At 73.0% G+C, this 26,736-nt stretch carries 25 protein-coding genes and 3 pseudogenes; 13 read left to right on the top strand and 15 right to left on the bottom strand.

The features are described from left to right. The first annotated feature begins 137 nt into the window (after positions 1 to 137). The 3 genes from ACFV20_RS22360 to ACFV20_RS22350 are packed head-to-tail and all read left to right on the top strand — an operon-like array spanning position 138 to position 3,378. Positions 138 to 1,568, top strand: a complete 1,431-nt coding sequence (locus ACFV20_RS22360; protein WP_385659002.1) for a glycosyltransferase family 4 protein — start codon at positions 138 to 140, stop codon at positions 1,566 to 1,568. Further along, the gene (locus ACFV20_RS22355; protein WP_385659000.1) at positions 1,562 to 2,311 is read left to right on the top strand and encodes a class I SAM-dependent methyltransferase; all 750 of its coding nucleotides are present in this window, start codon (positions 1,562 to 1,564) and stop codon (positions 2,309 to 2,311) included. The genes ACFV20_RS22360 and ACFV20_RS22355 overlap by 7 nt, the downstream gene beginning before the upstream one ends. Further along, positions 2,308 to 3,378, top strand: a complete 1,071-nt coding sequence (locus ACFV20_RS22350; protein ID WP_385658998.1) for a prenyltransferase — start codon at positions 2,308 to 2,310, stop codon at positions 3,376 to 3,378. The genes ACFV20_RS22355 and ACFV20_RS22350 overlap by 4 nt, the downstream gene beginning before the upstream one ends. Before the next feature lie 95 nt (positions 3,379 to 3,473). On the opposite strand, the gene ACFV20_RS22345 is transcribed toward ACFV20_RS22350, so the two are convergent. The 7 genes from ACFV20_RS22345 to ACFV20_RS22315 all read right to left on the bottom strand — a co-directional run bounded on the left by ACFV20_RS22345 (position 3,474) and on the right by ACFV20_RS22315 (position 9,828). Further along, the gene (locus tag ACFV20_RS22345; protein ID WP_384155892.1) at positions 3,474 to 3,767 is read right to left on the bottom strand and encodes a hypothetical protein; all 294 of its coding nucleotides are present in this window, start codon (positions 3,765 to 3,767) and stop codon (positions 3,474 to 3,476) included. A gap of 46 nt (positions 3,768 to 3,813) precedes the next feature. Then, entirely contained in the window at positions 3,814 to 4,824 is a 1,011-nt protein-coding gene (locus ACFV20_RS22340; RefSeq protein ID WP_385658996.1) for an LLM class F420-dependent oxidoreductase, read from the bottom strand. 97 nt (positions 4,825 to 4,921) lie between these two features. Next, the gene (locus tag ACFV20_RS22335; RefSeq protein ID WP_385658994.1) at positions 4,922 to 5,755 is read right to left on the bottom strand and encodes a hypothetical protein; all 834 of its coding nucleotides are present in this window, start codon (positions 5,753 to 5,755) and stop codon (positions 4,922 to 4,924) included. 158 nt (positions 5,756 to 5,913) lie between these two features. Further along, positions 5,914 to 6,867, bottom strand: a complete 954-nt coding sequence (locus ACFV20_RS22330; RefSeq protein ID WP_385658992.1) for an N-acetylmuramoyl-L-alanine amidase — start codon at positions 6,865 to 6,867, stop codon at positions 5,914 to 5,916. A gap of 62 nt (positions 6,868 to 6,929) precedes the next feature. Beyond that, on the bottom strand, positions 6,930 to 7,217 hold the full coding sequence (locus ACFV20_RS22325; RefSeq protein ID WP_385658990.1) for a hypothetical protein: 288 nt from the start codon (positions 7,215 to 7,217) through the stop codon (positions 6,930 to 6,932). 107 nt (positions 7,218 to 7,324) lie between these two features. Beyond that, the gene (locus ACFV20_RS22320) at positions 7,325 to 7,975 is read right to left on the bottom strand and encodes a class I SAM-dependent methyltransferase (protein ID WP_385658989.1); all 651 of its coding nucleotides are present in this window, start codon (positions 7,973 to 7,975) and stop codon (positions 7,325 to 7,327) included. A 113-nt stretch (positions 7,976 to 8,088) separates the two neighbouring features. After that, the gene (locus tag ACFV20_RS22315) at positions 8,089 to 9,828 is read right to left on the bottom strand and encodes an MFS transporter (protein WP_385658987.1); all 1,740 of its coding nucleotides are present in this window, start codon (positions 9,826 to 9,828) and stop codon (positions 8,089 to 8,091) included. A 238-nt stretch (positions 9,829 to 10,066) separates the two neighbouring features. On the opposite strand from ACFV20_RS22315, the gene ACFV20_RS22310 reads away from it, so the two are divergent. Then, positions 10,067 to 11,521 (top strand): MFS transporter, encoded by a 1,455-nt coding sequence (locus tag ACFV20_RS22310; protein ID WP_385658986.1) that lies wholly within the window; start codon positions 10,067 to 10,069, stop codon positions 11,519 to 11,521. A gap of 166 nt (positions 11,522 to 11,687) precedes the next feature. Next, positions 11,688 to 11,930: pseudogene (locus ACFV20_RS22305) on the top strand (SAM-dependent methyltransferase); the annotation flags it as partial. Positions 11,931 to 11,933: 3 nt separating this feature from the next. On the opposite strand, the gene ACFV20_RS22300 reads toward ACFV20_RS22305, so the two are convergent. Both ACFV20_RS22300 and ACFV20_RS22295 read right to left on the bottom strand, forming a co-directional pair. After that, positions 11,934 to 12,551 carry a response regulator gene (locus tag ACFV20_RS22300; RefSeq protein WP_385658984.1) on the bottom strand — a complete coding sequence of 206 codons (618 nt, stop codon included), beginning with the start codon at positions 12,549 to 12,551 and terminating at the stop codon, positions 11,934 to 11,936. A gap of 320 nt (positions 12,552 to 12,871) precedes the next feature. Continuing rightward, positions 12,872 to 14,110, bottom strand: a pseudogene (locus ACFV20_RS22295) (sensor histidine kinase); the annotation flags it as partial. Between the two features lie 315 nt (positions 14,111 to 14,425). On the opposite strand from ACFV20_RS22295, the gene ACFV20_RS22290 reads away from it, so the two are divergent. From ACFV20_RS22290 to ACFV20_RS22280, 3 genes are read left to right on the top strand one after another with little or no spacing between them, the layout of a single operon-like run. Then, positions 14,426 to 15,283, top strand: a complete 858-nt coding sequence (locus tag ACFV20_RS22290; protein ID WP_385658982.1) for a MaoC/PaaZ C-terminal domain-containing protein — start codon at positions 14,426 to 14,428, stop codon at positions 15,281 to 15,283. A gap of 31 nt (positions 15,284 to 15,314) precedes the next feature. Next, on the top strand, positions 15,315 to 16,391 hold the full coding sequence (locus ACFV20_RS22285; protein ID WP_385658981.1) for a Zn-dependent alcohol dehydrogenase: 1,077 nt from the start codon (positions 15,315 to 15,317) through the stop codon (positions 16,389 to 16,391). Positions 16,392 to 16,402: 11 nt separating this feature from the next. Further along, complete coding sequence (locus ACFV20_RS22280) at positions 16,403 to 17,350, top strand: 3-oxoacyl-ACP reductase (RefSeq protein ID WP_385658979.1); 948 nt, start codon at positions 16,403 to 16,405, stop codon at positions 17,348 to 17,350. Between the two features lie 328 nt (positions 17,351 to 17,678). On the opposite strand, the gene ACFV20_RS22275 is transcribed toward ACFV20_RS22280, so the two are convergent. Together ACFV20_RS22275 and ACFV20_RS22270 are read right to left on the bottom strand one after the other, a co-directional pair. Continuing rightward, positions 17,679 to 17,846 (bottom strand): hypothetical protein, encoded by a 168-nt coding sequence (locus ACFV20_RS22275; RefSeq protein ID WP_385658978.1) that lies wholly within the window; start codon positions 17,844 to 17,846, stop codon positions 17,679 to 17,681. A gap of 97 nt (positions 17,847 to 17,943) precedes the next feature. Further along, entirely contained in the window at positions 17,944 to 19,194 is a 1,251-nt protein-coding gene (locus ACFV20_RS22270) for a hypothetical protein (protein WP_385658976.1), read from the bottom strand. 199 nt (positions 19,195 to 19,393) lie between these two features. Here ACFV20_RS22270 and ACFV20_RS22265 point away from each other — a divergent pair, with 199 nt between their 5' ends. The 3 genes from ACFV20_RS22265 to ACFV20_RS22255 are packed head-to-tail and all read left to right on the top strand — an operon-like array spanning position 19,394 to position 22,496. Next, positions 19,394 to 20,248 (top strand): Nif3-like dinuclear metal center hexameric protein, encoded by an 855-nt coding sequence (locus ACFV20_RS22265; protein ID WP_361119158.1) that lies wholly within the window; start codon positions 19,394 to 19,396, stop codon positions 20,246 to 20,248. Then, on the top strand, positions 20,245 to 20,988 hold the full coding sequence (locus tag ACFV20_RS22260) for a zinc ribbon domain-containing protein (RefSeq protein WP_385659104.1): 744 nt from the start codon (positions 20,245 to 20,247) through the stop codon (positions 20,986 to 20,988). The genes ACFV20_RS22265 and ACFV20_RS22260 overlap by 4 nt, the downstream gene beginning before the upstream one ends. Before the next feature lie 20 nt (positions 20,989 to 21,008). Beyond that, on the top strand, positions 21,009 to 22,496 hold the full coding sequence (locus ACFV20_RS22255) for a bifunctional RNase H/acid phosphatase (RefSeq protein ID WP_385658974.1): 1,488 nt from the start codon (positions 21,009 to 21,011) through the stop codon (positions 22,494 to 22,496). Here ACFV20_RS22255 and eda read toward each other — a convergent pair. From eda to ACFV20_RS22235, 4 genes and pseudogenes are all read right to left on the bottom strand, one after another. Beyond that, positions 22,471 to 23,121, bottom strand: coding sequence for a bifunctional 4-hydroxy-2-oxoglutarate aldolase/2-dehydro-3-deoxy-phosphogluconate aldolase (gene eda, locus ACFV20_RS22250; RefSeq protein ID WP_385659102.1), 651 nt, complete (start codon positions 23,119 to 23,121; stop codon positions 22,471 to 22,473). The genes ACFV20_RS22255 and eda overlap by 26 nt on opposite strands. 62 nt (positions 23,122 to 23,183) lie before the next feature. Beyond that, positions 23,184 to 23,966, bottom strand: a complete 783-nt coding sequence (yaaA, locus tag ACFV20_RS22245) for a peroxide stress protein YaaA (RefSeq protein ID WP_385658973.1) — start codon at positions 23,964 to 23,966, stop codon at positions 23,184 to 23,186. Positions 23,967 to 24,046: 80 nt separating this feature from the next. Continuing rightward, positions 24,047 to 24,250: pseudogene (locus ACFV20_RS22240) on the bottom strand (hypothetical protein); the annotation flags it as partial. Between the two features lie 160 nt (positions 24,251 to 24,410). Further along, positions 24,411 to 25,166 carry a MerR family transcriptional regulator gene (locus ACFV20_RS22235; protein WP_385658971.1) on the bottom strand — a complete coding sequence of 252 codons (756 nt, stop codon included), beginning with the start codon at positions 25,164 to 25,166 and terminating at the stop codon, positions 24,411 to 24,413. A 132-nt stretch (positions 25,167 to 25,298) separates the two neighbouring features. Between ACFV20_RS22235 and ACFV20_RS22230 the strand changes: the two genes are divergently transcribed. Together ACFV20_RS22230 and ACFV20_RS22225 are read left to right on the top strand one after the other, a co-directional pair. After that, positions 25,299 to 25,859 (top strand): Uma2 family endonuclease, encoded by a 561-nt coding sequence (locus tag ACFV20_RS22230; RefSeq protein WP_385658969.1) that lies wholly within the window; start codon positions 25,299 to 25,301, stop codon positions 25,857 to 25,859. A gap of 24 nt (positions 25,860 to 25,883) precedes the next feature. Beyond that, a complete protein-coding gene (locus tag ACFV20_RS22225; protein ID WP_385658968.1) occupies positions 25,884 to 26,726 on the top strand; it encodes a helix-turn-helix domain-containing protein in 843 nt (280 codons plus the stop codon). The last annotated feature ends 10 nt before the right edge of the window (positions 26,727 to 26,736 follow it).

Genomic DNA, 26,736 nt, shown 5'->3' with positions numbered 1-26,736 from the left:
AATCACCTGATCCACTGCTCACAGCACCCTTACCTGCCGGTAGATTCAGAGCCTCCGAACGATCAAGTCTGAAACTTGTTCTAGATTAGCGTCCCGGCGTAATCTCGCGGGACAGTGCAGGCAGAAGGGGGCCCAGAGTGACCGCAGAGGCCAGGGAGGCCGGGGCTCCTCAGGCCCCCGCCGCCGACGGCTTGCGACCGCTCCGCATCGCGCTCCTCACCTATAAAGGGAACCCGTTCTGCGGAGGCCAGGGCGTCTACGTCCGGCACCTCTCGCGTGAACTGGCCCGCCTGGGCCACCGGGTCGAGGTCATCGGAGCCCAGCCCTACCCCGTCCTCGACGAGGGCCACGACGGACTGAGCCTCACCGAACTGCCCAGCCTCGACCTGTACCGCCAGCCGGACCCCTTCCGCACGCCCGGGCGCGGCGAGTACCGCGACTGGATCGACGCGCTGGAAGTGGCGACGATGTGGACCGGCGGCTTCCCTGAACCGCTGACGTTCTCCCTGCGCGCCCGCCGCCATCTGCGCGCCCGGCGCGGCGAGTTCGACGTCGTGCACGACAACCAGACCCTCGGCTACGGCCTGCTGGGCGATGTCGGCGCGCCCCTGGTGACCACGATCCACCACCCCATCACCGTCGACCGGCAGTTGGAGCTGGACGCGGCGGACGGCTGGAAGCGGCGCTACTCGGTGCGGCGCTGGTACGCCTTCACGCGCATGCAGAAGCGCGTCGCGCGCCGGCTGCCCTCCGTGCTCACCGTGTCCGGCACCTCGCAGCAGGAGATCGTCGACCACCTCGGCGTCCGCCGGGACCGCATCCACGTGGTCCACATCGGCGCCGACACCGATCTCTTCTCGCCGGATCCCTCCGTGCCCGTCGTGCCGGGCCGGATCGTGACGACGTCCAGTGCGGACGTGCCGCTCAAGGGCCTGGTGCACCTCGTCGAGGCGCTCGCCAAGGTGCGCACCGAGCAGCCCGGCGCCCACCTCGTCGTCGTCGGCAAGCGGCCCACCGAGGGGCCGGTCGCCCAGGCGATGGAACGTTACGGCCTCGAAGGCGCCGTGGAGTTCGTCAAGGGCATCTCCGACGCCGAGCTCGTCGACCTCGTGCGTTCGGCGCAGGTCGCCTGCGTGCCGTCGCTCTACGAGGGGTTCTCGCTGCCGGCCGCCGAGGCCATGGCGACCGGAACACCGCTGCTCGCCACGACCGGTGGCGCGATCCCCGAGGTGGCCGGGCGGGACGGCGAGACGTGCCTGGCGGTGCCGCCGGGTGACTCCGAGGCCCTCGCCGCGGGGCTGGGCCGGCTGCTGTCCGACCCGGACCTGCGCGCCCGCCTCGGCGCGGCCGGGCGTGAACGGGTGCTGCGGCACTTCACCTGGGCCAGGGCCGCGGAAGGCACGGTGGCCCGCTACCGCGAGGCGATCGCCCGTTCCGAGCACGGCACCGGCCGTCACCCGACCGCCCCGGCAACCCGGCCGGCCGTTGCCGTGACCCCGGCGGGCACCGTGCCCGCCGTTCCCGCAGATGCAGAAGGCGCCAACTCCGAAAGCAGGGCCACGTGCTGACCGTCGACTTCTCCCGGTTTCCGCTCGCCCCGGGAGACCGGGTCCTGGATCTCGGCTGCGGTGCCGGGCGGCACGCGTTCGAGTGTTACCGGCGCGGCGCGCAGGTCGTGGCGCTGGACCAGAACGCCGAGGAGATCCGCGAGGTCGCGAAGTGGTTCGCGGCGATGAAGGAGGCCGGCGAGGCCCCCCAGGGCGCCACCGCCACGGCGATGGAGGGCGACGCCCTGGCACTGCCCTTCCCCGACGAGTCGTTCGACGTCGTGATCATCTCCGAGGTCATGGAGCACATCCCGGACGACAAGGGCGTCCTCGCGGAGATGGTGCGGGTGCTCAAGCCCGGCGGCCGCATCGCCGTCACCGTCCCCCGCTACGGCCCCGAGAAGGTCTGCTGGAGCCTCTCCGACGCCTACCACGAGGTCGAGGGCGGCCACATCCGCATCTACAAGGCGGACGAACTGCTCCAGAAGATCCGCGAGGCCGGTCTGAAGCCCTACGGCACCCACCACGCCCACGCCCTGCACTCGCCCTACTGGTGGCTCAAGTGCGCGTTCGGCGTCGACAACGACAAGGCGCTGCCGGTGCGGGCGTACCACAAGCTGCTCGTCTGGGACATCATGAAGAAGCCGCTGGCCACCCGGGTCGCCGAGCAGGCGCTGAACCCGCTGATCGGCAAGAGCTTCGTGGCGTACGCGACCAAGCCGCACCTGCCGCGTCCGGCCGGCACCGAGGCGGACGCCACGTGACCACGCCCCGGACGCAACACCTGGTCCTGCCCGGGGTCCTCACTGCCGAGGAGGCCACCGCCACCGTCGCCGGCATCCTGGCCGTGCAGCGCGAGGACGGGGCGATCCCCTGGTTCCGGGGACACCACCTCGACCCCTGGGACCACGTCGAGGCGGCCATGGCCCTCGACACGGCCGGCGAGCACGAGGCCGCCGAGCGGGCCTACCTGTGGCTGGCCCGGCACCAGAACGAGGACGGCTCCTGGTACGCCGCCTACACCGACGGCGAGTTCGACGCGGTCACCGACCGCGGCCGGGAGACCAACTTCGTTGCCTACATAGCCGTCGGCGTCTGGCACCACTACCTCTCCACCGGCGACGACGCGTTCCTGGACCGGATGTGGCCGGCGGTGTACGCGGCGGTGGAGTTCGTGCTCCGGCTGCAGCAGCCCGGCGGGCAGATCGGCTGGCGGCGCGACGACGACGGCACCCACACGACGGACGCCCTGCTGACGGGCAGCTCCTCCGTCCACCACGCGCTGCGCTGCGCGCTGGCCATCGCCGGGCAGCGGGAAGAGGCCCAACCGGACTGGGAGTTGGCGGCGGGCGCGCTGCGGCACGCCATACGCCGGCACCCCGAGCGGTTCCTCGACAAGAACCGGTACTCGATGGACTGGTACTACCCGGTACTCGGCGGCGCGCTGACCGGCGAGGAGGCCAAGGCCCGGATCGAGGAGGGCTGGGACCGTTTCGTCGTCCCGGGTCTGGGCGTGCGGTGCGTGGTGCCCAACCCGTGGGTGACGGGAGGCGAGTCCGCCGAACTCGCGCTCGCGCTGTGGGCGATGGGGGAGTCGGACCGGGCGCTGGAGATCCTGCAGTCGATCCGGCACCTGCGCGATCCGGAGAGCGGGCTGTACTGGACGGGGTACGTCTTCGACGACGAGGCGATCTGGCCGCGTGAGTTGACGACGTGGACCGCGGGGTCGCTGTTGCTGGCCGTCGCCGCGTTGGGCGGGCATGAGGCCACGTGCCAGGTGTTCGGTGGCGCGGACTTGCCGGTGGGGCTCGAATCGGACTGTTGCGCCTAGGAGCTCGGGGGCTTCCGCCCGGTGTGCGGGCGCGGGTCGTGCGCGGCTTGTCGCGCAGTGTCCCGCGCCCCTGAGGCGTCACCCTGAAGGCGTTGTCAGTGCCGGTGTGCTCGGTTGGCGATCGCGTGGCCGACGAACAGGTACACCACCGCTGCCAGGCCGTAGCCGCAGACCACTCGGGCCCATGCCTCGTCGAACGTGAACAGGTCGTGCGACCAGCCGGCGAGCCAGCGGGCCGCGTCGTGGATGAACTGGACGAACGAATTGCCGGGGTTGGCGTCCAGCAGGTACATCAGGATCCAGAGACCCAGGATGAAGGCCATGATGTCGGCCACGACCGCGACGATCGTGCCGGCTTGGTTCGCACCGTTGCGATATCGAGGGGACATAGTCTCCGGATTGCCCTTGAACTCTGGATGAAACCCGGAGAATCGCTCAGGAGTTCAACTCGGCGAGGACCCGCAGGGTGTGCGGGTCGGGGCTGAGCGCGAGGAGGTCCGTCACCGGGCCCTCGCGCCACGACTCCAGCCGCTCGGCGATCCGTTCGCGCGGGCCGACCAGGGAGATCTCGTCGGCGAAGGCGTCGGGGACCGCCAGCACGGCCTCCTCCCGGCGGCCGGACAGGAACAGCTCCTGGATGCGGCGGGCCTCGGCCTCGTAGCCCATGCGTGCCATCAGGTCGGCGTGGAAGTTGCGGGCCGCGTGGCCCATGCCGCCGATGTAGAAGCCGAGCATCGCCTTGACGGGCAGCAGCCCCTCGGCGACGTCGTCGCAGACCCGGACCTGCGCCAGCGGCGCCACCATGAACCCCTCCGGCAGCTCCGCCAGGGCCGGGCCGTAGACCTCGGGGCGGGTCGGCGACCAGTACAACGGCAGCCAGCCGTCGGCGATCCGGGTCGTCTGGGCGACGTTCTTCGGGCCCTCGGCGCCCAGCAGGACGGGCAGGTCGGGGCGGAGCGGGTGGGTGATCGGCTTGAGGGGCTTGCCGAGGCCCGTCGCGTCCGGGCCGCGGTAGGGGTGGGAGTGGAAGCGGCCGGCCAGTTCGACGGGGGCCTCGCGGCGCAGCACCTGACGCAGGACGTCGACGTACTCGCGGGTGGCCGTCAGCGGTGAGGCGGGGAACGGACGGCCGTACCAGCCCTCGACGACCTGCGGGCCGGAGAGGCCGAGGCCCAGCATCATGCGGCCGCCGGAGAGGTGGTCCAGGGTGAGGGCGTGCATCGCGGTGGTGGCCGGCGACCGGGCCGCCATCTGCGCCACCGCCGTGCCCAGCCGGATGCGGGAGGTGTGCGCCGCGATCCAGGTCAGCGGGGTGAACGCGTCCGAGCCCCAGGACTCCGCCGTCCAGACCGAGTCGTAGCCGAGCCGCTCGGCCTCCTGCGCGAGGGGCACCTGGCCCGGGGAGGGACCGCGACCCCAGTAGCCGAGCGCGAGACCGAGCCGCATGCCTGCCTCCTGACGGTACGTCAGCTGACGGGGGCGACGACTGTACGGCAACGGCCCCCCACCCGGAAGGGCGAGGGGCCGTGGATGACCGTGGGGCTCAGCCGCGCTGGATGCCCGACGTGTCCTGGAGGACACCGCGGCGGCCGTCCTGCGTCTGCGCGACCAGGGCCGCTCCACGCTGCTCGACCGCCAGGTACCAGGTACCCGGGGCGAGTTCGGCGATCGGCGTGGGCGAGCCGTCCTCCGCGAACAGCGGCCGCGGCACCGGCACCGCGAACCAGAACGGGGAGAAGTCCCCGGCCGGCGGCTGCGGGGCCTGCGCCTGCTGCGGCTGCGGCTGCGGCTGCCCGCCGTACGGCTGCCCCGGCTGCGGCTGGCCGTAGCCGCCGGGCTGCTGCTGGGCGCCCGGGTAGCCGTAACCACCGGGGGGCTGGGCGCCGTAGGGCTGCGGGGCGGCCGGGCGGGGCGCCGGGAGGAGGGCGCCCTTGAGGACCGGGACGAGGGGGGTGGCGATCGCGGCGGCGGCCATCAGCAGCGTGGCGACGAGGGCGAGGATCAGACCGATGCCCGGGCTCGGGAGCAGGTCGTCGTTGGCCCCCTCGATGTTGTCGTAGCCGCCGGTCACGTCGAAGATGTTGCCGAGCGCGCTCCACGCGGCGAACACCGTGAAGGCCACGCCGAACGCGACGAGTTCCAGCCCCGCGATCTTCGGGGCCTGCGGCAGGCCCCGGCCGACGACGACGAGCGCGGCGCCGATGATCCCGGCCAGCACGACGCTGAACACGACCGGGCCGCTGCCCCACAGGCTGGGGAGGTCGACGCTGTCGGGGACATTGTCGAACGAGTAGAGGTCGAGGAACGACGCGATCAACAGCAACACCGCTGCTCCGATCACCACGCCGTCGCCCCGAGTGAGGGAGCGGATATTCACTTCAGGTCCTTCGTAGGTCGTCTCATCGTCGGTAGAGGCGTCGCTGTCACCATGCCGCCGTCCGGACTCGGTGTGAAGCGCGGGGGTGGCCCCTCATCGTAAGGAGGACCCTATCGTCCGCCCGGTCAGGGTGTCCGCCGGGATCTGCCGGTCTCGGACTACCCGCGCAGAAAACTCACGATTCCCTCGGAGATCCCTTGCGCAGCCTTCTGTCGCCACGCGCCGCTGGTGAGCAACGCCGCGTCCTTGCTATCGCGCATGTTGCCGCACTCGATGAACACCTTGGGAACCGTTGACAGATTGAGACCGCCCAGGTCCTTCCGCGTGACGAGACCGCCCTCGCCGACGTAGTTGGACGGCGCGCTGCCGGTGACCGCGACGAAACGGCCCGCGACGCGCTCGCCCAGATCGCGGGAGGGGCCGACGATCGGCCGGGTGTCCGCGGCACCCGCGTGGACCGCGCCGGGCAGGATCACGTGGAAACCGCGGTTGCCGGCGCCGGAGCCGTCCGCGTGGACCGACACCACGGCATCGGCCTTCGCCTGGTTGCCGATCCGGGCCCGCTCGTCCACGCACGGCCCGAACGGCCGGTCACCGTCCTGCGTCAGCTTCACCGTGGCGCCCTGCTCCTGAAGGAGAGTGCGCATCCGGTGCGCCACGTCCAGCGTGAACTTCGCCTCGGTGTAACCGTCGTTGGTGGACGTGCCGGTGGTGTCGCACTCCTTCGCGTTCGTCCCGATGTCCACCTTGCGGTTGATCTCGGAGGTGTGCCGGAAGTTGCCCGGGTTGTGCCCCGGGTCGATGACGACGACCTTGCCCTTGAGCGGGCCGGAGGCGGCGGGCGCGGAGGCCGAGGACGTGACCGTCGGCTTCGGCTCCGGGGAGGCGCTCGGCTCCTTGGCGTCGGCGGAGGGCGCGCTCGACGCGGCGGGCGAGGAGGACCGTACGGTCGCCCGCCCCGCACCTCCCTCGTCCCCCGAGCCGCCGACCGTCTCGTACAGCAGCCAGCCGAGCAGGGCCCCCGGCACCAGCGCGGCGAGCGCGACGGTCAGGGGGCCGCGGCGGGGGCGGCGGTTCTGGGGAGGTTCGAAGTCCGGGCCTACGTACGACACGCCTGCCACCCTAGCGGCCGTCGGTGGGGGCGGCGGGCCGGAGACGTCCCGACGGGGGACGGTCAGGCCCCGTTCCCGTCGTCGTCCCCGTGCCGCACCGCCTCCTTCACCCGCGCCTCCACCTCCTGGCGCGGGGTGTCCTCCTGCTTCGCGTACCCGGTCACCGCCGCCTGGACGTCCCGGGCGAGATCACGCCAGGCACGCCAGGCCGTCTCCCAGGTGCTGGTCTGCTGGTCGCTCCACTTGGTCTGGGTGGGCGGCCCGTAGGCGTCCTGCAGATGACGCACACGGGCGTACGCCTCGTCCGCCGCGCGCTGCTTCTCCACGAGCTCTTCGAAGGTGTGTGCCACGCGCCCGGATCCTTGGGCAGCGGCGGCCGGGCGCCGACACGCCACGCCGCCCGTGGGCCGACCGGGAGGGGGTGCGCGGGGCGCAGTTCACCCGCCCAGCCGTTCCCCTACAGGCCCGGGCCCGTGCGCCGCAGGACCCGCAGCGAGTCCGTCGCCGAGACCTCGGTGAAGGCGCCGGAGGCGAGGGCCCGGAGGTACACGCGGTACGGGGCCTGGCCGGTGAACTCGTCCTCCGGCTCGGGGAAGACGTCGTGGATCAGCAGCAGCCCGCCCTCGGCGACGTGCGGCGCCCAGCCCTCGTAGTCGGCGCCCGCGTGCTCGTCGGTGTGGCCGCCGTCGATGAAGACGAACCCCAGCGGCGTCCGCCAGAACGCGGCGATCTGCGGGGACCGCCCGACCAGCGCCACCACGTGCTCCTCCAGGCCCGCCCGGTGCAGCGTGCGGCGGAACGTGGGCAGCGTGTCCATCAGGCCGATCTCGGGGTCGACCGTCTCCGGGTCGTGGTAGTCCCAGCCCGGCTGCTGCTCCTCGCTGCCGCGGTGATGGTCCACGGTGAGCGCGCTGACCCCGGCCTCGCGGGCCGCGTCGGCGAGCAGGATCGTGGACCGGCCGCAGTACGTGCCGACCTCCAGCAGCGGCAGCCCGAGCCGCCCGGCCTCCACGGCCGCCGCGTACAACGCCAGGCCCTCACCGGTGGGCATGAACCCCTTCGCCGCCTCGAACGCGGCCAGGATCTCGGGCTTCGGCGCCGCGGGCATGGAGGTTCCTCTCGGTCGTACGACGGTCAGGGCGCCATCGTGCCGTACCCCCTGCCGCGACGGCGACAGGGGGTACCGGTGAGTAACGGAAGGGGCCGCGAGGGGGTCGCGGGTCAGGCGGGGACCGTCTCGCCCGGCAGCGACAGGTCCAGGTCGACCGGGCGCTCGTCGCCCGCGTGGGTCGCGGACGAGGCGAGCGGGCCGTGGCCCGTCGCACGGGCGGCGACGACGTAGGAGCCCTGGTCGGGCACGGTGAGCGCGTAGCTGCCGTCCTCGGCGGAGAGCGTCGCGCCGGCCTGCCGGCCACGGCGGTCGATCAGCGTGACCTTGGCCCGGGCGACGGGGGAGCCGTCGGCGCCCAGCACCCGGCCGCGGAAGCCGCGCAGCACCTGCTCGGCGTGCTCCAGCGCCGCGTCCTCCTCGCTGCTGGCCCGCAACTGCGGCTTGCCGGACGGACGCCGGCCCGGCAGGAACAGTGCCAGGAGCAGGCCCACGGCCACCGCGCCCGTCGCGATCAGGAAGGAGACCCGGAAGCCGTGCATGGTCGGGATCTCGACGCCGCCGACGGTGTTCGCGGTGTTCGCCAGCACCATGCCGATCACGGCACTGGAGACCGAGGTGCCGATGGAACGCATCAGCGTGTTGAGGCCGTTGGCCGCGCCCGTCTCCGACGCCGGGACCGCGCCCACGATCAGCGCGGGCAGCGAGGAGTAGGCGAGGCCGATGCCCGCGCCCAGCAGGACCGAGATGACCAGGCTCTGCCAGGCGGCGCTCATCAGGCCGAGTCCGGCACCGTAGCCGATCGCGATGATCAGCAGGCCGAGGATCAGGGTGAACTTGGGGCCGTACGTCGCGGACAGCCGGGCGTAGACGGGCGCCGTGAACATCATCGTCAGGCCGAGCGGCGCGACGAGCAGACCCGCGACGACCATCGACTGACCGAGGCCGTAGCCGGTGGACGTCGGCAGCTGGAGCAGCTGGGGCAGGACCAGGGAGACGACGTAGAAGGAGACGCCGACCATGATCGAGGCGAGGTTGGTGAAGAGCACCGCCGGGCGGGCCGTGGTGCGCAGGTCCACCAGCGGGGCCTTCAGACGCAGCTCCATGACGCCCCACAGCACGAGCACGACCGCCGAGGCGGCGAACAGACCCAGCGTGGTGCCGGAGGCCCAGCCCCAGTCGCTGCCCTTGGTGATCGGCAGCAGGAACAGCACCAGCCCGGCGGACAGGCCGAGCGCGCCCGGCAGGTCGAAGGTGCCCTCGGCGCGCATCGGGGACTCCGGCACGACGAGGAGGGTGAGAGCGATCGCGAGCAGGCCGAGGCCGGCGGCGCCGTAGTAGAGCGTGTGCCAGTCGCTGTGCTGGGCGACCAGGGCGGCGGCGGGCAGGGCGAGGCCGCCGCCGACGCCGATGGAGGAGCTCATCAGGGCCATCGCCGAGCCGAGCTTCTCGCGGGGCAGCATGTCGCGCATCAGGCCGATGCCGAGCGGGATCGCGCCCATCGCGAAGCCCTGGAGCGTACGGCCGGCGATCATCAGCAGCAGATCGCTAGTGAGCGCGCTGACCAGGGCGCCGACGACCATCACGGCCAGGCTCAGGATCAGCATCCGGCGCTTGCCGTAGAGGTCGCCGAGGCGGCCCATGATCGGGGTGGCCACCGCGCCCGAGAGGAGCGTCGAGGTGAGGACCCACGTGGCGTTGCTGGGGGCGGTGTCCAGCAGCTGCGGCAGATCCTTGATCACCGGGACGAGCAGGGTCTGCATCACCGCGACAACGATGCCCGCGAAGGCGAGCACCGGGACCACGGCCCCACTCGCTCTGCCGGCCGTGCGGTCTGTCGTCGTCTGCGTCATTGAGGAGGGCCTCCAGGCCGGGGAGCGTCGGGTTACGTGGAGTCTGAACCTTGTATGTCCAGGCAACTATTCCGTTGCTTCGGCACCCTAAGGAAAACTTGACCTTCCCTTGGTCTCGGCCGGGTCTTACGGGAGGATTTATGGCGTTCTCCCTCCCGGGCCTAGGTCCCCGGACCGAGAACCGGGACCGGCGAAATCCCGATGCAAGGGGCGCGAGGCGGTTGAGAGCATGACACCCATGCTCGATTCCGCCGGCGCCGCCACCACCCGCCCGTCCCGCCTCTCCCGCCTGCGGACGCGCGGGACACCGCCGATGTGGCTCGTGGTGGCGCTCACGTGCGCCGGGCAGTTCCTCGTCGTCCTCGACGTCTCCGTCGTCAACGTGGCACTGCCGTCGATGCGGACCGGACTGGGACTCAGCGAGCAGGGCCTGCAGTGGGTGGTGAACGCCTACGCCATCGCCTTCGCCGGATTCATGCTGCTCGGCGGGCGCGCCGGGGACCTCTACGGCCGCAAGCGGATGTTCCTCGTCGGGCTGGGCCTGTTCACCCTGGCCTCCGTCGCGGGCGGGCTGGCTCAGGACGACTGGCAGCTGCTGGTGGCGCGGGCCGTGCAGGGTCTCGGCGCGGCGGTGCTCGCGCCCTCGACGCTGACGATCCTCACGGCGTCCGTGCCGGAGGGCGCGGCGCGGGCCCGGGCGATAGGGACCTGGACGGCGGTCGGGGCCGGCGGCGGCGCGGCGGGCGGCCTGGTCGGCGGGCTGCTGGTGGAGACGCTCTCCTGGCGGTGGGTGCTGCTGATCAACGTGCCCGTCGGGGCCGTCGTGCTGTGCGCCGCCGCCTGGTTCCTCACCGAGGGCCGGGCCGGCGACGGCCGCCGCCTCGACCTGCCCGGCGCGCTGCTCGTCACGGCCGGTCTCGGCACGCTGGCCTACGGCATCTCCCAGACGGAGGCGGCGGGCTGGACGGCACCGGCCACACTGCTGCCGCTGCTCGCGGGTCTCGTCCTGCTCGGGGCGTTCCTCGCGGTCGAGGCGCACACGGCGAGCCCCTTGATGCCGCTCGGCCTCCTGCGCGTGCGCTCGGTCGCCTCGGCGAACGTCTCGATGTTCCTGTGCGGGTCGGCGATGTTCTGCATGTGGTTCTTCATGACCCTCTACGCCCAGAACGTCCTCGGCTACACCCCGATCGAGGCCGGCCTCGCCCTGGTCCCGAGCTCCCTCGCGGTCGTCCTCGGCTCCAAGCTGGCGCCCCGCCTGATGCGGCCGGTCGGCCCGCGGGGCGTCGCCGTGCTGGGCACCCTGGTCGCCGTGGCCGGCTTCGCCTGGCAGTCCACGATGACCCCCGACGGCTCCTACGCCACGGCCATCCTCGTCCCCGGGGTCCTCATGATGCTCGGCGCGGGCCTGGCGGCGACGCCCCTCGCCTCCCTGGCCACGTCCGGCGCCGCCCCCGAGGAGGCGGGCCTGGTCTCCGGCCTCGTCAACACGTCCCGCACGATGGGCGGTTCCCTGGGCCTGGCGGTCCTGTCCACCCTGGCGGCAGCCGAGTCGGCGGGCAGCACGACCCCCGAGTCCCTGACAGCGGGCTACGCCCTCGCCTTCCGCGTGGGCGCCGCGGTCCTGGCGGCAGGCGCCGCCCTGATGTGGGTGTGGCTGCCGCGGCGGGCGGGGGAGCGGGAGGCCGGCGCCTGAAAACAGTGCGGCAGGCGTGGCCCGGAACGGGGCCGTGACGCCCCGCCACGGGCACGCCGCCGACTTCTCGGCCCGGGGCAGGGGGATCCGATGCCCGAGGCGCCCCCACCCCGCGACGGCCCCGCACGCGGCTCCGGGTGACGCCGGTCAATCGCCCCTGACCCACGGCCTCTTCGGGCTCACATGCTTCGCCGCCGGGGCCGGCGGGATGGGGCCGGAGTTGTCCGATACCGACTTCTACCATGAGGGGATCGGGCTGCGGGGCGGCCTCGCGTACACGCCCCGAGCGTTGCGGGAGATCTTCTCGGGCCTGACCGAACTCGACCTGCGGCGGATGCGCGACGAGCCGGAGGAATCCGAGCGCTTCGGGAAGTCCTTCCTCTGGACAGCGTTGTTCCAGCGGGCGTAACGCTCAGAGCCAGCCCTGCCGGCGGGCCTCGCGGAGGGCCTCCATGCGGTTGCGGGTGGCTGTCTTGCCGATCGCGGAGGAGAGGTAGTTGCGGACGGTGGACTCCGAGAGGTGGAGCCGGGCGGCGATGTCGGCGACCGTCGCGCCGTCCGCGGAGGCCCTCAGGGCGTCGCTCTCGCGGGACGTCAGGGGGTTGGGGCCCGCGCTCAGGGCTGCCGTGGCCAGGGCCGGGTCGACCACCGTCTCACCGGCCAGGACCCGTCGGACGGCCGCGGCCAGTTCCTCCACGGGGCCGTCCTTCACCAGGAAGCCGGTGGCCCCCGCCTCCATCGCGCGGCGCAGATAGCCGGGGCGGCCGAAGGTCGTGAGGATCAGCACGCGGCACTCGGGAACCCGGGCGCGCAGGTCCGCGGCGGCGTCCAGGCCGCTCCTGCCCGGCAGTTCGATGTCGAGGAGGGCGACGTCCGGGCGGTGGGCGAGCGCCGCGTCCAGGATCGCGTCTCCCGCGGCCACCTGGGCGACGACCTCGATGTCGTCCTCCATCCCCAGCAGCAGCGCGAGCGCACCGCGCATCATGCCCTGGTCCTCGGCGAGCAGCACACGGATACGGCGGTCGGTCACGGCCTCAGGGTAGAGCGAGGGGTCTGCGACAGTGAGGCAGAAGCCCGGACGGACGAGACCAACGGATGCCCCGTGGGGGCGGTCCAGCCCGGTGGCTCGCCCGCCGCGAGGCCCTCCCCGGAGGGGCCGGTGTTTTCGCGCTGCCCGTCCGCTGCGAGGCCCTCCCCGGAGGGGCTGGTGTGCTCCCGTCGCTGCTCCGCCGCGTCCTCCGGTGCGCCCTCCGCCGTCGCAGCCAGGCCGTTCCGGGAGGGGCCGGTGTTTTCGGGTTGCCCGTCCGCTGCGAGGCCCTCCCCGGAGGGGCCGGTGTGCTGCCGTCGTTCCTCCGCCGTGTCCGGAGGAAGCTCCGCCGTCACCGCGAAGCCGCCGCGCGCCCGTGGACCCGCCGTCAGCGAACCACCCGCCGCCGTCAGACGCTCCGTCAGGCCGGTGAGGCCCGTGCCCCCGGCGGAAGCGAGGGCCTGCGACCCGCCCCCGTCGTCCGACACCGTCAGCCGTACCCGTTCCCCGCCCCCCGACAGGGTGACCTCGCAGCGGTCCGCCCCGCTGTGCCGTACGACATTGGTGACCGCCTCGCGCACCACCCAGCCCAGCAGTGCCTCCGTCTGCGGCCCGAGCGGGGGGCCGGAGCGGTTGATGTCGAGGGTGATACCCGCCGCCGTCAGGACCGAGTGCGCGCGGTCCAGTTCCGCGGCGAGGCTGCCCTGCCGGTAGCCGCTCACCGCCTCGCGGATCTCCGTCAGGGCCTGCCGTCCCACGGCCTCGATGTCCGTGACCTCGGCCAGCGCCGCGTCCAGGTCGCGGACGGCCAGCCGCCGGGCCGCCTCCGACTTCACGACGATCACCGACATCGTGTGCCCGAGCAGGTCGTGCAGATCGCGGGAGAAGCGCAGCCGCTCGTTCTCGACCGCCCGGTGGGCCAGCTCCTCACGCGCCGCGCGCAGCTCCCGCACCGCCTCGGAGAGGCGCATGATCGCGGCCGTCACCATCGTGGAGATCAAGGTGGCGTACGCGACGCCCAGGCCGCCCCAGCCGTCGTGGAACCAGGCCACCGCGCCCGCCAGCACCGCCAGGGCCGTACCGGCGGGCCGCAGGTACCTCAGGCGCAGGGCCGCGCCGGTCGCCAGGCCGAGCAGCGGGAAGAACAGCAGCCAGTTTCCGCCGTAGCCGACGGCGAGCGCGCAGGTCACGGCGGCCAGCAGGGCCAGTGCGACCCGGGTGGAGCGGGCCTCGCGCTTGTGCCCGTGGAACGAGCGGAACGCCACGTAGATGTAGAGGCTGTTGAAGGCCAGCAGCCCCAGGGCGCCGATCCACGGGTTCGCCGTGCGGCCCTGGAAGAGGTTGGAGAACGCGCCCATCCCCAGCAGCAGCCACGGCAACAGGGTGAACCCGGAGGGTGGCGGGCCGGCGGCCGCGTCGGGCCCGCACGCCTTCCGGGCCGCCCGGCACTCGGCCTCGAGCCCGTCCTTGTCCGCCTGGTCGTGCCGCCGGCCTTCCCGGGCCTCGCGGACATCCGCCCGCGTCACCCCGAACCGGCCCCTGGCCTCGTCCTTCCAGGACATCTCCCCCTCCTTCGTCCCGGCCGAGCCGGCGAACGGCACGGTTCACCGGGTCCGCGTGGTCATGGCACCGACGGTACGGACCCGCCGGGCCGTCCGGCAGATGCGCTTGTACCGACTCCGGCAGGACACATGTCACCGCCACGCCGATCTGACACAGCGTCAGCAGTCTTCACAACTGCCGGGGCCTCGGCTATACAGAGGGCGCGGGACTGGAACGCGTTTCAGTTCGCGTCCCGGTCCGCCCCAGACGGCCTCGGTGCGGACGACGGTGCGGACGGCCGTACCGAGGTCCTTCCTCCGGCGATCAGGAGCCCCATGCCCATCGACGCAGCCAAGGCGCTCGCCGCCCCGCCCCGGACCGGCGAGATCTCCTGGGACCACAAGGACGTGCAGCTCTACCACCTGGGCATCGGCGCGGGCCGCCCCGCCACCGACCCCGACGAACTGCGCTACACCCTGGAGACCCGGCTGCACGTCCTGCCCAGCTTCGCCACCGTCGCGGGCGGCGGAAAGCCCGGCGTGACCAGCGGGCTGTCCATGCCCGGCATCGAGGTCGACCTGGCCCGCGTCCTGCACGGCGGCCAGAGCCTCGTCCTCCACCGGCCCCTGCCGGCCGCGGGCGCCGCCGTCGCGACCAACCGGATCGCCGCCGTGTACGACAAGGGCACCGCCGCCGTCCTGGTGCTGCGCACCGAAGTCGCCGACACCGAAGGCCCGTTGTGGACCAACGACGCCCAGATCTTCATCCGCGGGGAAGGCGGCTGGGGCGGCGACCGCGGCCCCTCGGCCCGTCTCGAACCCCCCACCGGCGAACCCGACCGGACCGTCGAACGGCAGGTCCGCGAGGACCAGGCGCTGCTCTACCGCCTCTCCGGCGACTGGAACCCGCTGCACGCCGACCCCGAGTTCGCCAAGGTCGCCGGGTTCGAGCGGCCCATCCTGCACGGCCTGTGCACCTACGGCATCACGCTCAAGGCGGTCGTCGACACCCTGCTCGACGGCGACGTGACGCGGGTGCGCTCCTACGCCACCCGGTTCGCCGGGGTCGTGTACCCGGGCGAGACCCTGCGGATCCGCATGTGGCACACCCCCGGGTCCACCCGGGTCGCCGTCGGCGCCGTCGAGCGTGCCGACGCGCCCGTCCTCGCCGACACCGTCGTCGAACACACCTGACCCAGCACGCCGTACGAGGGGAGCCCGCACCATGCGCGCAGCCGTACTGCACGAGATCGGCCAGGACAAGCTGGAGGTCCTCGACGACGTCGAGGCGGTGGGGTTCGGGCCCGGCAAGGTCAGGATCCGGGTGCGCGCCACGGGGCTGTGCCATTCGGACCTGTCCGCGATGAGCGGGGTGCTCCCGCAGCCCGCGCCCTTCGTCCCCGGGCACGAGGGGGCCGGCGAGATCGTCGAGGTCGGCGAGGGCGTGACACACCTGAAAGCCGGCGACCGGGTCGTGGTGTGCTGGCTGCCCGCCTGCGGCGCCTGTCCCGCCTGCGGGCGCGGGCAGACCGAGCTGTGCCTGGCCGGGTTCATGAACGCCGGCACCCCCAATTTCAAACGCCCCGGCGGTGACCTCTTCGGCTTCGCCGGCACCGGCACCTTCACCGAGGAGGTCGTCGTCGACGCGGGGTGCGCGGTGCCGATACCCGACGACGTGCCCTTCGACATCGCCGCCCTCATCGGCTGCGGGGTGACCACCGGTCTGGGCGCCGCGCTCAACACGGCCGACCTGGAGGCCGGTTGTTCGGTTGCGGTCATCGGTTGCGGCGGCGTCGGCATCTCCGTGATCCAGGGCGCACGGCTCCGGGGTGCCGCCGAGATCGTCGCCGTGGACCCGGTGGCCTCGCGCCGCGAGTCGGCCCTGACGTTCGGCGCGTCGCGGGCCGTCTCCCCGGAGGAACTGCCCGACGCCAAGCAGCAGGTGACCGGCGGCGAGGGCTTCGACCACGTCTTCGAGGTCGTCGGCAGGTCCGCCACCGCCCGCACCGCCTACGACAACACCCGGCGCGGCGGCACCCTCGTCATCGTCGGCGCGGGCGCCATGGACGACTTCCTCCAGCTCAACATGTTCGAGCTGTTCTTCGACGAGAAGCGCATCCTGCCGTCCATGTACGGCGGCGGAGACGTACTGCGCTCCTACGAACGCACCATCGCCCTGTGGCGCGCGGGCCGGATCGACCTGGCGGGCCTGATCACCCACCGGGTCCCGCTCGCCGGCATCAACGAGGCCTTGGACCAGATGCGCACCGGGACCGCCCTGCGCACGTGCATAGAGATCTGAGGACCCCACCGATGTCCCTGCCACTGCCACTTGAAGGGCTGTCCGCGATCGTCACGGGCGCGGGCCGCGGGCTCGGCCGGGCCGAGGCGCTGGAACTCGCCCGGCTCGGCGCCGCCGTCGTCGTCAACGACTACGGGCAGCCCGGCCGCGACGGCACCGGCGAGGCCTCGGCCGGGCCCGCCGAGGAGGTCGCCGCCGAGATCCGCGCGGCGGGCGGCAGCGCCCTCGTGCACACCGGCGACGTGTCCGACTTCGCGCAGGCCCGCGCGCTGGTCGCCGCGGCCGTCACCGAGTTCGGCAAGCTGGACATCCTCGTCAACAACGCGGGCATCCTGCGCGACCGCATGGTGTTCTCGATGGCGGAGGAGGAGTGGGACTCCGTCCTGCGGGTCCACCTCAAGGGGCACTTCAACACCACGCGGTTCGCCGCCGCGCACTGGCGGGAGCGGTCGAAGAAGGCAGGGCAGCCGGTGTTCGGGCGGATCGTGAACACCTCCTCGGAGGCGTTCCTCGCGGGCTCCGCCGGCCAGCCCAACTACGCGGCCGCGAAGGGCGGGATCGTCGGCCTCACCACGTCCACCGCCCTCGCCCTCGGCCGGTACGGCGTCACGGCCAACGCCATCTGCCCGCGCGCCCGCACCCGTATGACCGAGGACGTCTTCGCGGGCGTCGCCCGGCCCCCGGGCAGCGGCCTCGACCCGCTCGCCCCCGAGCACGTCGCCCCGCTCGTCGGCTACCTGGCCTCCCCGGCCGCCGCCCACGTCAACGGGCAGCTCCTCGTGGTGCACGGCGGCATGGTCGCCGTCGTGGAACGGCCGCGGGTCGCCGCCAAGTTCGACAGCAAGCAGGACGCCTTCACCTACGACGAACTGGAGGCCGTCCTCGGCCCGTACTACGCGGACCGGCCGGCGGGGGAGACGTTCGCGGCGGCGGAGGTGCTGGGCCTGAGACGCGGATGAAAGACAGACGCCGCAGAACGCGAAACGCCCCTGCCGGCTACGGCAGATCGCACGGCCTTTCCGGGCTCCGGCACATCGAACGGCCTTTCCGGGCTCCGGCACATCGAACGGCCCTCCAGGCTCCGGAACATCGCGGGCTCACCCGGCTCCGGCACATCGCACGGCCTTTCCGGCTCCGGTACATCGCGCGACTCTCCCGTTTCTACGGCACATCGGACGGCCCTCCGGGATCCGGCACATGGCGCGGCTCACCCGGCTCCGGTACGCGGAACGGCCCTCCCCGCTTGTGGCGGGAAGGGCCGTTCGCCGTTCGGTGACCGGCGTGCCGTCAGGCCGCCGTCACAGCCTGCTCGGTCTGCGCCACCGGCTTGCGGTGACGTCCCCGCGGAGCCGTCTCGCCGTCCTGCGTCGAGACCTCACCACGGTGCCGGCCGGGGCCGGTGGAGGGCTGCTGGACGTCGGCGTTGCGCGGCTGGTTCGTGCTGGCGTCGCTCATCGGATGGAATTCACCCCGTCAACATGATCTTTTTTACAGCCGGGTGAGTCTAACCGGCACCCCGGACCGCGGATCCAGGCAGCCACGGCAACCGGCACTAGTTCGTTACAAGGCGTCCCAACGGCGCTTCCCGGAGAGGCACAGGGCGCGCCGCCGAGAGCGTCGGAGCCGGGACGGGCGAGCCCGGCCCGCCCGGTGCCGCGTACCGGTCCGGATGCCCGGGAGACGGGACCTCCGACTCCGACCGCGGGGGCGGCTCCTGTGCGGACCGCGCCTCCGGCATGGCGCCGGGCTCCGGATCGGCGGCCGGCGGCGGGCTCACCCGCGCCACCCCGCACGGCACGGCCTCCGTCGCGTACGGCAGCCGCAGCACCCCCTCGGGCGTCCACAGCCCCGTGCCCGTCAACCACCCCTCGGGAGCCGCGAGATGGTGCATCCGCCGCTCGGCGGGACGCCAGACACCGACCCAGCTGCCCGACGGCCCGTCCACCCGCAGCGCCACCGCACAGCTCTCCGGCGTCAGCACCTGCCCCGGCTGGACGGCGAACGGCGTGACGGTGCAGTCCGGCACCCGCAGGCACTCCGGGAAGCGCACCGGCAGCGTGCTGCCGAGGACACCCCAGCCGAGCCGCCCCTGCCCCGGCGAGGGCGCGTCCGAGCGGACGATCAGCAGCCCGCTGTCGTGGTCCGCGAGCAGCAGCCGGTCGTCGCTGTCCGCGGCGATCTGCAGCAGCGGCGACACCTCGCCGCACTCCAGGTCCACCACGACGGACTTGGTGCGTCCGCCCGTCTCCCGGTCCAGCGCCAGCAGCCGTGCCGACCGGTCCAGCCAGACCCCGCCCGAACAGCGGCCGGGCAGCTCCGCCAGCCGCTCGGGCCCGAAGGCGCCGCCCGCCACCAGCCACACCGACGTCGTACGCGGCCCGACGGCCAGGGCGTAGGCCCGCTCCCCGCCCGGGGCGGGCGGCAGCAGCCGCAGCCGGGCGCTCCCGTCCGCGCACCCCACCGCGCCCAGGGGCAGCTCGCCGGTGCCCGGCCCGGTCGGGTACAGCAGCGAGAAGGCGTGCCGCCCGGCCACCACCCGGTGGATCAGCACCCGCCCGTCGCCCATCGGCTGCACCTCGGTGCCGGGCTCCTCGGGCTGGTTGCGGGGCAGCGGTACCGCGTACGGCTCCGGGCCGTCCAGGGTCCAGCGCTCCGGGAACCAGGAGCCGCCGGCCGACGCCAGACGCGCGCCGTAGGCACCGTCCACGGTGAGGGTGCAGCCGGCCGGCGCGGACCCGTCCCCCTCTCCCTCCTCGTCACCGTCCCCGCATCCCGCCGAAGGCTCGATCGCACAGGCCGTCATCGTTCGGTCACCTCCAGTGACGACGGTAGTTTTCATCCGCCCGAACGTGGAATTCCGCGGCCGCAGGCTTCACACATAAGGGTGTTCCAGGAACGATTCGCCTGAGGAAAAGGGGGCGATTGTGCTGAGCGGGGCAAGGGGTGCCGGGAGCGGGCGGTGGCGGTGCAACGCCACAGATCAGACGGGTAGCCTTGCTCCCGTGCCCCGTCTGTCTGAAGTCATCGCCGCGCTGGAGACCCTGTGGCCCGCCGAGCGGGCCGAGTCCTGGGACGCGGTCGGCACCGTCGCGGGCGACCCCGACCAGGAGGTCACACGGGTCCTGTTCGCCGTCGACCCGGTCCAGGAGATCGTCGACGAGGCGGTGAAACTGGGCGCCGACCTGCTCGTCACCCACCACCCGCTGTATCTGCGCGGCACCACGACGGTCGCTGCCACGCACTTCAAGGGCCGTGTCGTGCACACCCTCATCAAGAACGACATCGCGCTGCACGTCGCCCACACCAACGCCGACACCGCCGACCCGGGCGTCTCCGACGCCCTCGCGGGCGCGCTGGACCTGCGGGTCACCGGGCCGCTCGTGCCGGACCCCACCGACCCCGAGGGCCGCCGCGGCCTCGGCCGCCTCTGCGCCCTCGACCACCCGGTGACCGTCCGCGAGTTCGCCGCCCGGGCCGCCGAGCGGCTGCCCGCCACCGCGCAGGGCATCCGCGTCGCCGGCGACCCCGAGGCGCTCGTGCGCACGGTCGCCGTCAGCGGCGGCTCCGGCGACAGCCTCTTCGACCACGTACGGGCGGCCGGCGTCGACGCCTTCCTCACCGCGGACCTGCGCCACCACCCGGTGTCCGAGGCCCGCGCCCACAGCCCCCTCGCGCTGCTCGACGCGGCGCACTGGGCCACCGAGTGGCCCTGGTGCGAGCTGGCCGCGAGCCAGCTCGACGAGATCTCCGACCGGCACGGATGGGACCTGCGCGTCCACGTCTCGAAGACGGTCACCGACCCCTGGACCGCGCACGCGGCCTCACCCCCTTCTGATCCCCTTGGAGCCCCGAACTGAACGCCGCGCCCGCCGACCAGATCCGTCTCCTCGACGTCCAGGACCTCGACGTCCGCCTCCAGCAGCTCGCGCACAAGCGCAAGTCGCTGCCCGAGCACGCCGAGATCGAGTCGCTGACCAAGGACCACACCCAGCTGCGCGACCTGCTCGTGGCCGCGCAGACCGAGGAGAGCGACACCGCCCGCGAGCAGACGAAGGCCGAGCAGGACGTGGACCAGGTGCGCCAGCGCGCCACCCGCGACCAGCAGCGCCTCGACTCCGGCGCCGTCACCTCCCCCAAGGACCTGGAGAACCTCCAGCGCGAGATCGCCTCCCTCGCCAAGCGGCAGGGCGACCTGGAGGACGTGGTGCTGGAGGTCATGGAGCGCCGCGAGTCCGCGCAGGAGCGGGTCGCCGAGCTGACCGAGCGCGTCTCCTCCGTCCAGTCGAAGATCGACGACGCGACCGCGCGCCGCGACGCCGCCTTCGAGGACATCGACGGCGAGATCGCCACGGTCACCAAGGAACGCGAGGTCGTCGCCGGTGCCATCCCGGCCGATCTGCTCAAGCTCTACGACAAGCTGCGCGAGCAGCAGGGCGGCATCGGCGCGGCGAAGCTGTACGCGCGCAGCTGCCAGGGCTGCCGGCAGGAGCTCGCCATCACCGAACTGGCGGAGATCCGCAAGGCCGCGCCCGACACGGTGGTCCGCTGCGAGAACTGCCGCCGCATCCTGGTGCGCACGTCCGAGTCCGGTCTCTAGGCCTTCAGGGAGCCCATCCGGTGCGGGAGTTCATCGTCGAGGCCGACGGCGGCTCGCGGGGCAACCCCGGGCCCGCCGGCTACGGGGCCGTGGTCAGCGACGCGACGACGGGGGAGACCCTGCGGGAGACCGCCGAGTACATCGGCGTCGCCACGAACAACGTCGCCGAGTACCGCGGCCTCCTCGCCGGGCTGCGGGCCGCCCGTGAGCTGGACCCGGACGCGACGGTCCACGTCCGGATGGACTCCAAGCTCGTCATCGAGCAGATGTCGGGCCGCTGGAAGATCAAGCACCCCGACATGAAGCCCCTGGCCGCGGAGGCGGCCCGGGTCTTCCCGCCCGGCCGGGTCACGTACGAGTGGATCCCGAGGGACCGGAACAAGCACGCGGACCGCCTGGCCAACGAGGCGATGGACGCGGGGGCCCGGGGCGAGCAGTGGTCGGAGGCCGAGTCGACGGCGGAGCTACATGCGGCAGGTACGGCTCCCGCCGGGGTTCCGGAGGGTTCCGGAGCTGTCGCTGAGGCCGCTGAGGTCGCCGGGGTTTCGGAGGATGCCGACGCCGAGGCCGCGGAGGGTGCCGGAGCCGGTGTCGGTGTCGGTGTGACGGAGGGTGCCGGAGCCGGTGTCGCCGATGACGCCGCTCGGGCTGACACGGCCCGTGCCCGCGGTGTCGCCGATGACGCCGCTCGGGCCGACACGGCCCGTGCCCGCGGTGGCGCCGAGGACGCCGCTCGGGCCCACACGGCCCACGCCCCCGATGCCGCCGATGACGCCGCTCGGGCTGACACGGCCCGTGCCCGCGGTGTCGCCGATGACGCCGCTCGGGCCGACAACCTGGCCGGCAAGACCGTGGCCGCTCCCGGCTGGGCCCCCGCCGACATGGGTGCCCCCGCCACCTTCGTCCTGTTGCGCCACGGCGAGACGCCGCTCACCCCCCAGAAACGGTTCTCCGGCAGCGGCGGCACCGACCCCTCCCTCTCCGACACGGGCCGGGAGCAGGCGGAGCGGGCCGCGGCGCTGCTGGCCCGCCGGGGCACCATCCAGGCCGTCGTGTCGTCCCCGCTCGCCCGGACCCGGGAGACCGCGGGGATCGTCGCCGCCCGGCTAGGCCTCGACGTGAGCATCGACGACGGCCTGCGCGAGACGGACTTCGGCGCCTGGGAGGGCCTCACCTTCGGCGAGGTGCGCGAGCGCTACCCCGACGACCTGAACGCCTGGCTGGCCTCCCCCGACGCCCGGCCCACCGGCGGCGGCGAGAGCTTCGCCGCGACGGCCGCCCGGCTCGCCGCCACCCGCGACAAGCTGGTCGCCGCCCACCCGGGACGCACGGTCCTGCTCGTCACGCACGTGACCCCGATCAAGACGCTGGTCCGGCTCGCCCTGGGCGCCCCGCCGGAATCCCTGTTCCGCATGGAACTGTCCGCCGCGTCCCTGTCCGTGGTGGCCTACTACGCGGACGGCAACGCCAGCGTCCGCCTCCTCAACGACACGTCCCACCTGCGCTGAGCGCCGCCGCCCGACGGGCCAGCGCCTCGACGCGGCCCCAGTCGCGGGCGGCGACCGCGTCCGGCGGCAGCATCCAGCTGCCGCCCACGCACCCGACGTTGGGCAGCGCCAGGTAGTCCGGGGCCGAGTCCGGGCCGATCCCGCCCGTCGGGCAGAACCGCGCCTGCGGCAACGGCCCCGACAGCGACCGCAGATACGCCGTACCGCCCGCGGCCTGCGCCGGGAAGAATTTCATCTCCCGCACCCCGCGTTCCAGCAGCGCCACGACCTCGGACGCGGTCGACACCCCCGGCAGGAACGGCACCCCGGAGGCCCGCATCGCCTCCAGCAGCCCGTCCGTCCAGCCCGGGCTGACCAGGAAGCGGGCCCCCGCGGCCACGGCGTCGGTGACCTGCCCGGGCCTGATCACCGTCCCGGCGCCGACCACCGCGTCCGGCACCTGCCGGGCGATCTCCCGGATCGCGTCCAGGGCCGCGGGCGTCCGCAACGTCACCTCGATCGCGGGCAGCCCACCCGCGACCAGCGCCCGCCCCAGCGGTACGGCGTCGGCGGCATCCTCGATCACGACGACGGGGACGACGGGCGCGAGGTCCAGCACGGAGGCAGGCGGGGCAGGGGAGACCATGACCGTCATCCTGCCGTCGGCGTGCAGAGTGCGCAAAGGCCGTTGCATAAACTGCAACGAGGTCAGTGGATCTCGTCCACCAGTACGTCGAGCGACCAGCTCTGCCCCGACTTCGCCGGAGCCTGCGCCTCCACGGCGTACCCGAGATCCCGGAGCGCCTCCACCAGCTCGGCCGGACCCTTCGGGTCGGTCCCGGAGGTCAGCAGGCTGCGCACGATCCGCCCCTTGGTCGCCTTGTTGAAGTGGCTGACCACCTTCCGGGTCGGTGCGTGCAGCACCCGCACGGACGCCGTCCTTCCGGCGACCTCGCCCTTCGGCTTCCAGGCGGCGGCGTACGCGGCGGACCGCAGATCCAGCACCAACCCGCCCCCGGCCACCTCGGGCAGCACCGACGCCATCGGCGTACGCCAGTGCGCACCCAGCGCCCCGAGCCCCGGCAGCTTCACCCCCATCGAGCACCGGTAGGACGGAATCCGGTCCGTCACCCGCACCGCGCCCCACAGCCCGGAGAACACGAGCAGCGACCGCGCGGCACGCCGCTTGGCCGCCGTCTCGAGGGACGCGAGCCCGAGGGCGTCGTACAGCACGCCGGTGTAGATCTCACCGGCCGGCCGGGCCCCCGCCGTGCGCAGCCCTGCGTTCTTCGCGACCTCGCCCCGCAGCCCCTCACTCAGCCCGAGCACCTCGCACGCCTTGTCCTCGTCCCCGGAGCACAGCTCGACCAGCTCGGTGAGCACGGCCTCCCGGGCCTCGGTCAGCCCCGGCAGCGACAGCGACTCCGGCTTCAGCGGGGCACCGCGCCCGGAAGAGGCCTTTCCTTCGGACGGCGGCAGCAGGACAAGCACGCGTACTCCTTCGATCGAACTCCGCCCGACAGCGTACGGGGAGCTCGGACACGGGCCCGTCCGAGGGCGCGCACGAGCACGGCGGGCCAGTCCCGTAGCAGGACGGACAGCGCGACCGTCTCGACGACACACACGAACGCGAACCCGGCCGTCATCGCGCCCTGCCCCCGCGCGTACCCGAAGGCCACCCCGCCACCCGTCCCGTGCGTACGCCGCGCCAGCCACAAGGCGAGACTCGTCACCAACCGCACCTCGTGCCGGAGGATCAGCCCCAGCACCCTCATGGCCGCTCCTCGTGCCGGAGGATCAGCCCCAGCACCCTCATGGCCGCTCCTCGGGTCGGACGGGCAGACCTGCGGCCCGCATGGCCGCTCCTCGGGTCGGACGGGCAGACCTGCGACCGTCATGGCCGCTCCTCGCTCCCGGCCATGCGCCCCCCGGCCCTCATCGCCGCTCCTCGGCGAGGATCCGCAGCGCACGGCGGACCGCCTCCGCCTGGGCCGGGGCGAGGTCGTCGTAGAACGCGCGCAGCACGTTGTCATGCTGATCGAGCTCCCCGATCTCCGGGATCAAGGTCGGCGGAATGCAGTCGGCGAGGGCCCGGGCCGCCCCCTCGACGCGCGGATCGGCAGGCTCCGCACCGGCGAGCGCGTCGAGCAGCGCGTACGCCTCACCGGCCCGCGCCACGGCTCCCGGGCTCCCCAGCGCCTCACCCACCGACGCCACCAGCCGCTCCCGTTCCCCGTCCGGCACGGCGGTCTCGAGGAACGCGATGATCTCGCGGTCCTTGACGGCCATGGGAGAGTCCGACAGATGCGCGGCCTGGGCGAACAGCGCGGCCAGCTCCGGCGACACCGGCCCCTCCGCCGGCACCCCGCCCTCGACCTCCAGCAGCACCCGCAACCGCTCCCGCCGCTCCCGCAGGGCCTCCTCCTGCCGGGCCAGATCCTCGTCCAGCTCGGTCAGCACCTCGACGAGATCCTTCCCGGCATCGTCCGCGAGGACGTCCCGCACCTCCGCGAGCCCCAGCCCCAACTCGGTCAGCCGCCGGATCCGCGCCAGCACGACGGCGTGCCGCAACCCGTACTCCCGATACCCGTTGGCCCGCCGCTCCGGCTCGGGCAACAGCCCCAGATGGTGGTAGTGCCGCACGGCCCGCGTGGTGACGCCCACGACACCGGCGAGTTCTCCGATCCGCATGCCACCAGTGAAGACGTTGACGCTGCGGCAAGGTCAAGAGACCACGATCGAGGGAAGCGATCACGGAACCCGCGCACGTAGGGCCCGCCGTACCGCAGTCTGACGGTGATCGTGGAAGGGGAACACCTCGCTGTGGCACAAGACCCGTACACGCAGAAGCTGCTGCTGGACTGGTTCGTCGAACTGGACACTCCGGACGGCTTCCGTGCCGAACTCGTGGAGGGCGAGTTCGTCCTGACCTCACTCCCGGACGGTCACCACGAGCACTGCATCAGCCGGATCATGAGTCAGCTCTACCGGCGCTCCGACGTCGACGTCCAGTTCTCAGGAAACAAGGGACTGAAGCTGAAGAACGCGGTCGGACGACCACAGGACCATGTGATCCCCGATGGCACAGTCGTAGCCCCACGGCTCTTCCAGGGTGCACCCCCCTGGATGCCCTGCGCGGGAGTCACCATGGTGCTGGAGGTGACCTCCACCAAGCCGGAGACCGACCGACTGGCCAAACGCCGTTGCTACGCCCGCGGCGGCATCCCCCTCTACCTGCTCGTGGACCGCGACACCTCCTCGGCAACGCTCTTCACCGAACCCGGGAAGGGCGACTACCTCCGCTCTCACACCGCGGCCTTCGGCAGACCGCTCACTCTCCCGGAACCTTTCGCGTTCGACCTGGACACCACCGACTTCCTCTGATCCCCTGTGGGCGGGGGGTACGAGGTGAGCACACGGCAACGGACACGAGAACAGACCCGCTGGACCAGGGCACGACTCGGCAGGTCCGGTCCGCCCCTGGACCTCCTCACCGCCCACTTCGACAGCCACGTCTACGCGCCCCACGCCCACGACGAGTTCACCATCGGCGTCACCGTCGGCGGCTCGGAGGTCATCGCATACCGGGGCGGTCACATCCACTCCTACCCGGGTTCGATCGTCGTCCTGGACCCGGGCGAGATGCACACCGGAGGCCCGGCCGCCTGCGACGGATACGCCTACCAGGCCCTCTACGCCGAGCCGTCCCTGCTCACAGACGGCATCCTCGGCGGCGGCCTCCCGCACTTCCGCGACCCCGTTTTCCACGACCCGCAGCTGGCGACAGCCCTGCGCGCCGCCCACACCGACATCAGCGCCTGCCCCGACCCGCTGGAGGCCGAGTCCCGGCTGCCCTGGCTGCTCACGGCCCTGGCCCGACGCCACTCCACGGCCCGGACGGCGAGCGACACGGTGCCCGGCGCCGACCACATCGCCCGGTCCGTCCGCGACCGCCTGGCGGACGAGCTGCTGGAGCCGCCGTCCCTGGCCGCCCTCGCCACCGACCTGGGCCTGTCCCGCTACCAGCTGCTCCGCGCCTTCCGCACGACGATGGGCGTACCGCCGTACGCCTGGCTCGCCCAGCACCGGGTGGCCAGGGCCCGGGGCCTGCTGGAAGCCGGACGGCGTCCCGCCGAGGTCGCGGCCCTCGTCGGCTTCGCCGACCAGGCGCACCTCACCCGCTGGTTCCGCAGGGTGCTGGGCGTGACCCCGGCGGCGTACCGCAACAGCGTTCAAGACGGGGCGGGGTGAGAAGGCCGAG

Origin of the sequence: Streptomyces sp. NPDC059696 (genome assembly GCF_042733745.1) — a bacterium.
In the GTDB taxonomy this organism is placed as follows: Bacteria; Actinomycetota; Actinomycetes; order Streptomycetales; family Streptomycetaceae; genus Streptomyces.
This window is presented reverse-complemented; position numbering and strand designations above follow the sequence as displayed.

Bases quoted from the DNA above. Each gene is read 5' to 3' on its own strand.
- ACFV20_RS22290 (WP_385658982.1), top strand. From the start codon at position 14,426: ATGCCCATCGACGCAGCCAAGGCGCTCGCCGCCCCGCCCCGGACCGGC.
- ACFV20_RS22315 (WP_385658987.1), bottom strand. From the start codon at position 9,828: ATGACGCAGACGACGACAGACCGCACGGCCGGCAGAGCGAGTGGGGCC.
- ACFV20_RS22280 (WP_385658979.1), top strand. From the start codon at position 16,403: ATGTCCCTGCCACTGCCACTTGAAGGGCTGTCCGCGATCGTCACGGGC.
- ACFV20_RS22320 (WP_385658989.1), bottom strand. From the start codon at position 7,975: ATGCCCGCGGCGCCGAAGCCCGAGATCCTGGCCGCGTTCGAGGCGGCG.
- ACFV20_RS22285 (WP_385658981.1), top strand. From the start codon at position 15,315: ATGCGCGCAGCCGTACTGCACGAGATCGGCCAGGACAAGCTGGAGGTC.
- eda (WP_385659102.1), bottom strand. From the start codon at position 23,121: ATGGTCTCCCCTGCCCCGCCTGCCTCCGTGCTGGACCTCGCGCCCGTC.
- ACFV20_RS22235 (WP_385658971.1), bottom strand. From the start codon at position 25,166: ATGCGGATCGGAGAACTCGCCGGTGTCGTGGGCGTCACCACGCGGGCC.
- ACFV20_RS22270 (WP_385658976.1), bottom strand. From the start codon at position 19,194: ATGACGGCCTGTGCGATCGAGCCTTCGGCGGGATGCGGGGACGGTGAC.
- ACFV20_RS22275 (WP_385658978.1), bottom strand. From the start codon at position 17,846: ATGAGCGACGCCAGCACGAACCAGCCGCGCAACGCCGACGTCCAGCAG.
- ACFV20_RS22340 (WP_385658996.1), bottom strand. From the start codon at position 4,824: ATGCGGCTCGGTCTCGCGCTCGGCTACTGGGGTCGCGGTCCCTCCCCG.
- ACFV20_RS22310 (WP_385658986.1), top strand. From the start codon at position 10,067: ATGCTCGATTCCGCCGGCGCCGCCACCACCCGCCCGTCCCGCCTCTCC.
- ACFV20_RS22345 (WP_384155892.1), bottom strand. From the start codon at position 3,767: ATGTCCCCTCGATATCGCAACGGTGCGAACCAAGCCGGCACGATCGTC.